This is a genomic window from uncultured Methanobrevibacter sp., from assembly GCF_902770715.1.
Classification (GTDB): domain Archaea; phylum Methanobacteriota; class Methanobacteria; order Methanobacteriales; family Methanobacteriaceae; genus Methanocatella.
In genome coordinates, this window is the sequence record NZ_CACXTS010000045.1 from 1 (window position 1) to 9,019 (window position 9,019).

12 protein-coding genes are annotated in these 9,019 nt (G+C 34.5%); 3 read left to right on the forward strand and 9 right to left on the reverse strand.

The features are described 5' to 3' along the window. A partial coding sequence (locus tag QZU81_RS09725) for a hypothetical protein (protein WP_295591554.1) occupies positions 1-393 on the forward strand: 393 nt, incomplete at its 5' end. A gap of 92 nt (positions 394-485) precedes the next feature. Then, positions 486-740, forward strand: a complete 255-nt coding sequence (locus tag QZU81_RS09730) for a hypothetical protein (protein WP_295591555.1) — start codon at positions 486-488, stop codon at positions 738-740. A 58-nt stretch (positions 741-798) separates the two neighbouring features. Here the strand turns inward: QZU81_RS09730 and QZU81_RS09735 are convergent, their stop codons facing one another. From QZU81_RS09735 to QZU81_RS09770, 8 genes are all read right to left on the reverse strand, one after another. Then, the gene (locus QZU81_RS09735) at positions 799-1,209 is read right to left on the reverse strand and encodes a hypothetical protein (protein ID WP_295591556.1); all 411 of its coding nucleotides are present in this window, start codon (positions 1,207-1,209) and stop codon (positions 799-801) included. A gap of 276 nt (positions 1,210-1,485) precedes the next feature. Then, entirely contained in the window at positions 1,486-3,501 is a 2,016-nt protein-coding gene (locus tag QZU81_RS09740) for a hypothetical protein (RefSeq protein ID WP_295591557.1), read from the reverse strand. Positions 3,502-3,511: 10 nt separating this feature from the next. Then, a complete protein-coding gene (locus tag QZU81_RS09745) occupies positions 3,512-4,012 on the reverse strand; it encodes a hypothetical protein (RefSeq protein ID WP_295591558.1) in 501 nt (166 codons plus the stop codon). Between the two features lie 32 nt (positions 4,013-4,044). Further along, positions 4,045-4,608 (reverse strand): hypothetical protein, encoded by a 564-nt coding sequence (locus tag QZU81_RS09750; protein WP_295591559.1) that lies wholly within the window; start codon positions 4,606-4,608, stop codon positions 4,045-4,047. A gap of 34 nt (positions 4,609-4,642) precedes the next feature. Further along, the gene (locus tag QZU81_RS09755) at positions 4,643-4,777 is read right to left on the reverse strand and encodes a hypothetical protein (protein ID WP_295114578.1); all 135 of its coding nucleotides are present in this window, start codon (positions 4,775-4,777) and stop codon (positions 4,643-4,645) included. Beyond that, positions 4,774-4,995: a hypothetical protein gene (locus tag QZU81_RS09760; protein ID WP_295114580.1), complete on the reverse strand. Its 222-nt coding sequence runs from the start codon at positions 4,993-4,995 to the stop codon at positions 4,774-4,776. The genes QZU81_RS09755 and QZU81_RS09760 overlap by 4 nt, the downstream gene beginning before the upstream one ends. Further along, the gene (locus QZU81_RS09765) at positions 4,976-5,317 is read right to left on the reverse strand and encodes a hypothetical protein (protein ID WP_295114582.1); all 342 of its coding nucleotides are present in this window, start codon (positions 5,315-5,317) and stop codon (positions 4,976-4,978) included. The genes QZU81_RS09760 and QZU81_RS09765 overlap by 20 nt, the downstream gene beginning before the upstream one ends. A gap of 150 nt (positions 5,318-5,467) precedes the next feature. Continuing rightward, a complete protein-coding gene (locus QZU81_RS09770; RefSeq protein WP_295114584.1) occupies positions 5,468-5,626 on the reverse strand; it encodes a hypothetical protein in 159 nt (52 codons plus the stop codon). Between the two features lie 935 nt (positions 5,627-6,561). On the opposite strand from QZU81_RS09770, the gene QZU81_RS09775 reads away from it, so the two are divergent. Further along, positions 6,562-7,056 carry a hypothetical protein gene (locus QZU81_RS09775; RefSeq protein ID WP_295114586.1) on the forward strand — a complete coding sequence of 165 codons (495 nt, stop codon included), beginning with the start codon at positions 6,562-6,564 and terminating at the stop codon, positions 7,054-7,056. 626 nt (positions 7,057-7,682) lie between these two features. Here QZU81_RS09775 and QZU81_RS09780 read toward each other — a convergent pair. Next, complete coding sequence (locus QZU81_RS09780) at positions 7,683-8,816, reverse strand: site-specific integrase (RefSeq protein WP_295591560.1); 1,134 nt, start codon at positions 8,814-8,816, stop codon at positions 7,683-7,685. Positions 8,817-9,019: the final 203 nt, after the last annotated feature.

The window sequence follows — 9,019 nt, forward strand, 5'->3', positions numbered from 1 at the left end:
ATCAATGAAATTGTCAATACTGCAGCACGTGACAAGTCAGATGTGCAGTATATTGAACTCGACGGGAGCACTGGTAAAAACTTTGGATTGCTTATAATTGATGAGTTAACAAGAAGAGGATTCACTACAGGTACGGGCAACTCAAGAGAGAACAAAGTTGATCGTGCAAGAAGAGTTTCAGCAGATATTCAACTCAATGGAATATACCTGGTTGGGAAGGATAGAACAGGGTTTACGAAAAAATGGGCCATGGAATTTCTGGAAAAAATAACAGCTTATCCGAATGAAGCCATCCATGATGACTGTGTTGTGGCGTTCACTGGAGGTTATGAAAAACTAGCTAATGAAAAGCAACCTCGAAGAGTTGATGTTGATAAGTGGTATTCGACATGAAAAAATAAATTATAATTTGGATAATAATTTATTTATTCTTTTAGAAACAGATTGTAAAATGATAAAATAAAAAAACGGAGGATTTGGATTTTATGAATGATGTAATATTTAAAGACTGTGACTTCCGTTATCTTGATGATAACGATGAATTATCCTGTAAAAACAAACAAGGAACTGAAATTGGTTGCGATAACTGTCAGGAAAACATTCATTTAAACTGCGATAATTTCAATGCAAAAAAAGATTTCTGCTTAAAATTCTTTAGAGATAACATAAGCGAGTTAAAAGAATGTCAAGAAAAAACTGTATTCAATGACAGTGACTTAAGCCGTAAATGGTCAAATTAACTTTAATATAGAAACGTAGCAACAAAGAGTTAATGTGGATAAGTGGTATTCCACATAACTATTTGTATTGATTAGCTCGTTTCTTTAATATTTTTAATATATTGTTTTCTCTAATTCTTAATTCATGAATTATTGTTTCTGTGTCAGTTATCTCTTTAGATATGACATTAAAATTCAATCCGACTTGCACATCTTCAGGATTTAATATAGGTTCATCTCTTGCATTCTTTTTTGGTACTCTTTTTAATCTTCCGTCAATAGCTACTATTTCAGTATATCTTCCATGTTGAATTTCAGATAGTATTTTGAAGTAGTCTCTTTTTCTTTGATTTAGGCTTTCTAATATTTTCAACTCATATGATATTTGTTGATTTAATTGTTTGAGTTTTTGATTTAATGGTATCCAGAATTCACATGTGTTTTTGTTTTTACATATTTCATGATTCGGATAACAATCACATCTAAACATTTTTATCAGCTCGTTATTTTAAAGTAACTTAGTAACCTAGTAACTTATCAAAATATAGTAACTTTGTAACTATGTAACTTAACAATCCCAACTACTTTTCACTACCATAGGCCCCCTCACCTGGAGGGTCAAGTTACTTCAAAATGTGAAAAAATAAAATGAATTTAAATAGCTTTAATCTAAAAATAAAGAGCTGATAATCCTTGGAATTTTTTCACTGAAGTAACTTGGGGTCTCAGGTTACATTTTTTTGCAAAAGTTACATCACAAGTTACATTATTGATTGGCCTCCTTTTCACTTAAATTAGGATATAGGAAATTTAAAAACTTATCAAACCTAACAACCATAACCTTTGTGGATTCTGGTATTCTGACAGTTTTATATTCCCAACCCAGCAATTCAGCAATGCTCTTTATGTTATAGCATACTTCATTGGCATTTTCCAATGCTTTCCTAAGGCCGCTTGTAAAGCAGACATAGTCAAGACCATCCCTTCCATGATGCAGCACCATATAAGGTATCAGACGTTCATTGATAATGTTAAAGACACGTTCGTAAAAGTCGTTTGAGTCCTTAACTGAATCTGTGAAATAGTCATGATATTTAATTGGATATCCGTCTTCAGATGAATATACTTTAATGCTTTTGTTGTGTTTGTTAATCTCTTCAATGAAAAACATTCTTAAATATTCTATTTCTTCTTCATCCAATCCTTCAGGTGTTACTGATTCAGTAAATGTCAATAGCCATTCTGGACATTCACGGTCACAGGTAGTGTATGCTCTTAATATTAATTCATTGCTTAGTTCCTGCCAAGGTAATCTTAACAGTTCTATATCCTCATTTATTTCGTTTACTACAAAGTCTGCAAGATACTTCAAATGATGAAACAGGCAATCTTTAGGAGAGTCCATTTGGAAATGTGCCATGAATTCCTTTTTTTCATCATCTGTTTTTTTCTCACTGTGAGTATACATTAGCTGAACAAATCTTCTTGTCAACCCTTCGACATTAGGCAACGGACTGTTGGATGTGAAAGACAAAGTAGATAATGCAAGGATAATAGCTAAGTTCCTTCCTTCGTATCTGCGTCTTGCATTTGTCCTTTCCACACAGGTTTTCAATGTTTCTGTGCAGCTTTTGCAATTGAACACACCAACAGGTTCATTGATGATCTTTCCAAAAGTGGATTTGGATATTTGAGCACCAATTCTTGGAACGGTATCAAATTCAGATCCTCCAATATCGGTTTCGCTGTCCGGTTCACCGTAAAAATATGTTCCAATACGGGCAAGTGTTGTCTTACCACTTCCTCCCTTTCCGAAATGAAACATATAAGGAATCAGGTTCTCTAATGGTAATCCCATCTGTTTTTTGGCAAAACCGAAAGGAACTATCATTGCATGCTTTAGTGTTGTTGCCAGTTTTCCTTCCTGACCTATGAAGTAATTTCTTAAATCTTCAATCAAATCCAATGCCATATTCATTTTGTTAATGTCAGTGGCATTCAATTCAAATTCAACTATTGTCAGGCTTTTGGTTTCTTTGTTATAGTAGAAACCTGGTGTTTCTATATCTGTTTTCATGATTGCCAAATCGTTTTCAATAGCTATTTGAATTATGCCTGGAAGCACTTCCTTTAATTGGTAACGTGAGAGAACATAACCATGTTCCACTAAGTATTGTTCCATTTCAACAATGTTCATGTCTTTAGTGTGGAAATGCCCTCCTTCTATTGTCTTCCATTCAATGCTGAATGTTCTTCCGGCTTCACTTATCGGATTGTCATGTATTGTAATCTTTAGTGGATAGCAAAGCAATACTCTTGTATAATCGGCCACTTCATTTCCTTTTTTCCATTCGATAGTTTGTGTAGTGACTTCATTTTTCCTATAATCCATAACGATATATTTGTTGGAGCCAGTTTGGAGTTTGTAAATCTTGTTGGTATCATATGGTATGATTGCCCTATTCAATTCACGCCCTACCAAAATACTGGTCTTTTTGTCATAATTATCTGATATGAATCTCTCAATGCCTTTTATCCCACTATTTGGATTTTCCTCACCAAGATAAATGTCCTCGAAGAGTTTAATGATTTCATCCAATGTTTTCTCATGAGAAGGAAGGTGGTTGTATAATTCTCTAAGAATCGTTTCAACCACGTCTGGGTCTGTACCCTGCAAATAGAAAGCACTGATAATGTTTTTAAAGTATGTAAACTCATAATCCGGTTTATAAACATTACCAATAGCTTTTTTGATTTGTATAGCTGAACTTCCTTCACTCATTTCAATTACCTTATACCTGAACGTCCCTCACAATGAAACTGTAGAATGTGTAGGTTCCAGATCTTTCCTTTACTTGGATTGTCATCTCAGATAATCTGTTTACGAACTCACGGTATTCGGAAAGATCAACATTTCTGAGAATATTGGATTTACCAACTGAACCTGCATTTTCCAATTCAAGAATGCTGGTTAAGAAATCAAATAACACACTTCCTTTTCTGACGTTTTTGTGAATGTCTCCATCATTTTTAAGATTGACATTGATTTCAACATATAACTGGTCAGCATCCTGGAAGATGTATAATTTGAATCTGTTAACTGTTTTTTCCTCACCATCATCATCGAAAGTGAATGATGAAACTGAAGCCATTTCAGGCCTGCCGGTGATTAATGTTCCATCTTCAAAATCTTTCAATTCTGCTTTTTCATATCCTTCCGGAATTTCTACAATTTCTTCGTAATCTAGTTCTGTACCTGTAAATATTGTTTGTTTAGTATTTTCAAAACTCATTTTATTTGTCTCCTAAAAAATATTAAAGAGGATTAGCTATTGTCCTCTTTTAGAAATTTTGACTGGTTTGGCGCTATCACTTTTTCAGCTGTCATTTCCTCAGCGCTGACTTCTCCGGCTCCTATCAGTTCTGCAATAGCTCTGTTGGTTGCACGTGTTTTTGCAGTGGACATGATAGTGTGGTCTGAGACTTTGTCTTTTCCTTTTTCAGAACGGGAGCATAATGCGTCTGATTCAACGCTACGGCCATTAGGCAGTGTTGCCCTTACGCAGTAGTAGGCTTCACGCACTCTTCCCATTTTGGTTCTTTCCAATGATCTGTCAACTATGGTAGTGTCAACGTTGAATGCTCTTGAGAGCTTTTGCCATGCTGATTTCTTTTTGAAGTGTCTTTTCACTTTAACATAGTTTCCGTCTTCATCTTTTTCCTTAACAATTATTTCTTGATAGTCTGTTTCGTTTAATAATCCTTTACATAGTTTTTGATAAGCGTCCCACTGTTCAATAGCTACATCGACATCCGGAACGTTGTCTGCAGCTATTAATCCTGTTTCTTCAGGAACTTGTGGGTTTTCTATAAGTTCTGCCTTTACCATTTTATCACCTTCATGTTGATTGGAGGAATTCATTTTAGATTCCTCCGGTGCTGGTTGCTATACCAATCCAGCCAATTATTACAGCAAATATTATGCTCCCAATAAAGATTACTTTGGGATTCAAGTTCATCGGTTCCTCTTTAGGATATAATCTTGCCGGTTTGGTCATTGAAATAACCCCCTTTTGATGCTGATATCAATAATCCAATTCAGGTTGATTATTGTATGCCTTCCGCTTTTTCTGCGTATGAGCACTGTTTTATCGTCGAGGAATTTGAGTTCATCGGATTTGGTCAGTGAATAATAACAGTCTTCATCAATGGATGCAAATTCAATGAATAATCCGTCAGTAAGATTTTCCTGCATCTCAAGAAGTGTTTGTTCCATATTTGCCCTCCGGTTTGTTTTTCCTGAATCCGACAATGAATGCTTCTCCTCTTATGAATTTGATTAAGCCAATATCACCTTCAGTTGCATAGTGAATCAGTCCTAACAGCTTGGAGTGTATTAGTGTTTGGTATGCTTTTTCGCCACCATCCACCAATACGATACCGTCATCGTCAATGTAGAGGATTTCCTGTTCCACATCACCTTTGGCAACTTTGATCTCGCCATTGTGGGTGAGGATGCCATGGTAGTTGTCTTCGAACTGGTTAGGTAATGCGTATTGGTCTGCATCATGTTTTTCAAACGGTGAATAGCTGCTCATGTCTATTCACCTATTTGATCAATTTTATCAAACATTTCCCACATTTTGTCCCATAGCTCTTTGGGGACTGTAACGTATTGTACGCCATCAATTTCTTGTTCAAACATATTTTTTGACCTCTCTTGTGTTTTAAATATTTTTTATTCGTGTTTAGTCCAGTTTCATTATCTTGATTCTGTATGAATCGAAGAATTCCTTTTCATTGCGGATGTTTTCAGTTTCCTGAATTTCAGCAATTGCTTCTTCAAGTGCCATGAAGTTATTGAAAATTATTACTTCATTGGGCCGGGGTTTGATTACTTCACACATTATTTGGTGCCTCCTGTTTTCCCATTATGGGAGTGCATGATCAACAGTCTAAAACACATTGAGGCCAGAAGTCTTTGAAAAATAAAAATAGCATTCGAGTAAAATTAATTTTCCATCTCTTAACGAATATTTAGAATAAAATAAGTTTGCCATTGTTAATGTGGCAATATTTATATATTCCTTAAAATATACTAGATATTGGGTTAAGTTTTGAAAAGTATTAATTTTTAACAAAGTTTCGCGGCTCTGTTTAACTATTCTTATTTTTCTCTTACTGACCCCATAGGATTATATTAAAAAATAATATTTAGCTCGTTATTCATAATATAATCCTTTTTTTTATAATCTGTTTTTTCTCATTACTTTTTTTGATATTTTACCTCCATAGATCACTGTTTAGGCCTCACCAAGAAAAAGTTGTACGAGCATGTAAAATTGCTCTGACTTCGTAATAATGGTGTGGGCCAATTACTTTGTTTGTAATTATCTCTATTTAAACATTTGCATTCTATTTTTTGCGATTCGATATTAATCTGTTCAGTTTTTTTGAAATTTATTGTGTCCTTAAGCCTTGTGTTTTCACAAATTTTGCTAAACATTTCAACAGACTATTTCGACAAAAAAATCAGATTGTATAAAATTCAAATTGGAATGAAGCCTAACACTTGCCAGTGAAACGAAGTCATAATCAAAATACATATCAGGGCACTGTTTTCAGAGCATAACAATTGTCAAAAGTATTTATTCAAATATAATCAGATTATCATTTAAGTACAGTGTAAACTGCTGGTAGTTCAATGATATCAATTAATTTAAATGCCAATACGGCCATTTTGTTGAAGCGATTACTTTTCAAATGCTCTCACTTTCAGCTTAAATAATCCGTCACATAAAACAATTAATCACTATTAATGAAAAAGTGAGGTATAAAAAAGATGATCCGCAAAAGCAATAAAAACCTGCTGAATTGGATTTACGAATATATAATTGATTTTACAGATGAAAAAGACGTTTCCGGATTGACTTGGACAAGCACACATGATGAGGCTTTGAAATTCCTCCATTCCATCCCTCAAAAAGAAAGGGTTCAAAGATACGGATTTTATTCAAGCCATTCAATTTTCTTCCTGGTGGATTCGCTAGATGAAATAACGGAGGTTTTAAAAAATGGATTTATTTCACAGCGGACCTGCAACATAATCTATAACTGGAATCTGGAAGTCGGACGTGAAAACTGGGATATGATAGATATTAAGGCAATGTCTCTTCAGGAAGGCATGGAATGGAATAGTACCAAACAGACATATGTTTCCAATCCCTTGAATCGGTTGGAAGAGCTGGGCCTCGTCGAATGCGTCAACCCTGAAGTGAAACGGGGAAAATTGTACAGATTAACCGAAAAGGGTGAGGAAATATTTGGGGACATATGATCTGGTTTTAATACGAAATGATTGATTCAGAATTAATTGTTCCGGATCAAATAACATTAACGGTCATGTTTGCTATTCAAAACTTGTATTCTGAAACTCGTGCATATATATCGAGGTTTAAAATCAGATTTGATTTCCAATATCGTGGCCGTTAATGTTAATGTCACTTAATTAAAACAAATAAGTTTATGTTAATCATTATTTCTTTTGAGACATGTTCAATATAATGTCATGCAGCTTTTTATTTTCTTTTTCAAGTTCTTCATTGCGTGCTTTCAATTAATTGTTCTCATTTAGTAGCTTAACCAAATAATCGTCAATATGCTTTAATTGTTTATGAAGATTTTCAAATCGTTCTTCAGCAGTTAACATCATTATCACCTTGTTTATTTAGAGTATATTATCAGTACTGTCAGCCATTAGCTATTCAGAACCTACTTTCTGGAACCCTTGCATATATATCCCAGTTCAAAAATAAAATCCAAATCCAAAAACGTTGCCGTTAATGTCAATTCCAGTTAGTTAAATTAATTGGCGAATGCAGGCCATTAGTTATATTTGGGCCGACATCGAGTATTATGAATGTTTGGTAATGGCATCCAACAGGGTCAAATGCCATCACAAGATTATTTTCCTATCTGTGCTTTAAGGAGTTCAAAATCCTTTTTCATCGATCGGATATCTGCCACTTCTCGCTTAAGGACCTCAAGTTCAGTTTCCAATTTCTTTTTATCATTTTCCAGTTGCATGAACTCAGGAGACTTGATTGATAGCTTTTCAACATCCATATTGATTGTTACGGCAGGCAAATGCCTGATGTATTCATATTTCAACTCTTCAGGATTGGTCATGAAATAAACGGAATCAGTTACGTTTTTAGCCTTTCCCTGCAAATCGTTGACCTTGTCTATGCTCATGCCGTCGTTGTATAATGCGCTTGCATGGAATTTCCTCAGCATGTGGCTTCTGAATCTAGCATATTTTCCAACATTTCCAAGATTCAATGTATCGTTTATTTTTTGAAATGATCTTCCAAGATGTGTTGGGCTTACATCGAATAGGGGGCTGTCATTTTTAACTGAATCTGTGCGTGTTAAAATATATGCATTGATTGCATTTACTGCTTCTGGACTGCAATATGTGATATAATATTTGTTTGTTTTTTTCCTTCGGAGATTGAAGGTAGGCACGACATCATCCTTTTCGTTCAAGAAATCAATTACCTCAAAAATGTCCATTCTGCGCCTAGGTATATATTCTGATACTGCATCTATGTAATCCTGTATGGTTAAACTCAATGCTTCTGCTCTGGCACAACCGCTTGAACATGAAAACAGTATTATGGCTTTCATCAATGGTGAAGATATTTTAAATGCTTCCCTTATCACTTCTTTGTCAGGCAAATCCTTATAGTAGATTGGCTGGGGTTTTCTCAAAGACTGTTGGGTAACTCTAGGCAATGATTGTATTTCAATGTCATAGAATTTGTAAAAGAATTTGATGCTCCAGATGTCTTTTTTCACAGTGCTTGCAGCATAATTCTGTAACAGGTGGTGTCTGAATTCAATCAGTTTAGCTCTTAAACGGCAATTTTTCCATCTTACATTGTTCTTTTCATCTTCTTCAGCTTCCATCAGAAGTTCCTCAAGTGACATGTCGAAATATTCACAGTACTTCCGAAGTGAAAGGTTATAGTTGTTCTGTGTCTGTTTTGAATGATTGCAACTTAAACACATATTCTTAATGAGCTCGTTATTCATGCTATCACCTATGTATTTTATTTTTTAAATATTGTTAGAGAGAGCATTTGAAAAGTAATATTTTTCCGACAAAATATATAAGTATGACAACTTTCATACTATCTATATGAAAGGAGATGTATATTACGGTAAAGGTATAAGGGAGTTAAAAGATAGCCATCAGGACTTGTTTGAATTGGTATCTAACATTAACGATACTGTAT

Excerpts from the sequence above, each read along its gene's own strand:
- QZU81_RS09740 (WP_295591557.1), bottom strand. The coding sequence starts at position 3,501 with ATGAGTGAAGGAAGTTCAGCTATACAAATCAAAAAAGCTATTGGTAAT.
- QZU81_RS09770 (WP_295114584.1), bottom strand. The coding sequence starts at position 5,626 with ATGTGTGAAGTAATCAAACCCCGGCCCAATGAAGTAATAATTTTCAAT.
- QZU81_RS09735 (WP_295591556.1), bottom strand. The coding sequence starts at position 1,209 with ATGTTTAGATGTGATTGTTATCCGAATCATGAAATATGTAAAAACAAA.
- QZU81_RS09745 (WP_295591558.1), bottom strand. The coding sequence starts at position 4,012 with ATGAGTTTTGAAAATACTAAACAAACAATATTTACAGGTACAGAACTA.
- QZU81_RS09775 (WP_295114586.1), top strand. The coding sequence starts at position 6,562 with ATGATCCGCAAAAGCAATAAAAACCTGCTGAATTGGATTTACGAATAT.
- QZU81_RS09760 (WP_295114580.1), bottom strand. The coding sequence starts at position 4,995 with ATGGAACAAACACTTCTTGAGATGCAGGAAAATCTTACTGACGGATTA.
- QZU81_RS09755 (WP_295114578.1), bottom strand. The coding sequence starts at position 4,777 with ATGACCAAACCGGCAAGATTATATCCTAAAGAGGAACCGATGAACTTG.
- QZU81_RS09750 (WP_295591559.1), bottom strand. The coding sequence starts at position 4,608 with ATGGTAAAGGCAGAACTTATAGAAAACCCACAAGTTCCTGAAGAAACA.
- QZU81_RS09730 (WP_295591555.1), top strand. The coding sequence starts at position 486 with ATGAATGATGTAATATTTAAAGACTGTGACTTCCGTTATCTTGATGAT.
- QZU81_RS09780 (WP_295591560.1), bottom strand. The coding sequence starts at position 8,816 with ATGAATAACGAGCTCATTAAGAATATGTGTTTAAGTTGCAATCATTCA.
- QZU81_RS09765 (WP_295114582.1), bottom strand. The coding sequence starts at position 5,317 with ATGAGCAGCTATTCACCGTTTGAAAAACATGATGCAGACCAATACGCA.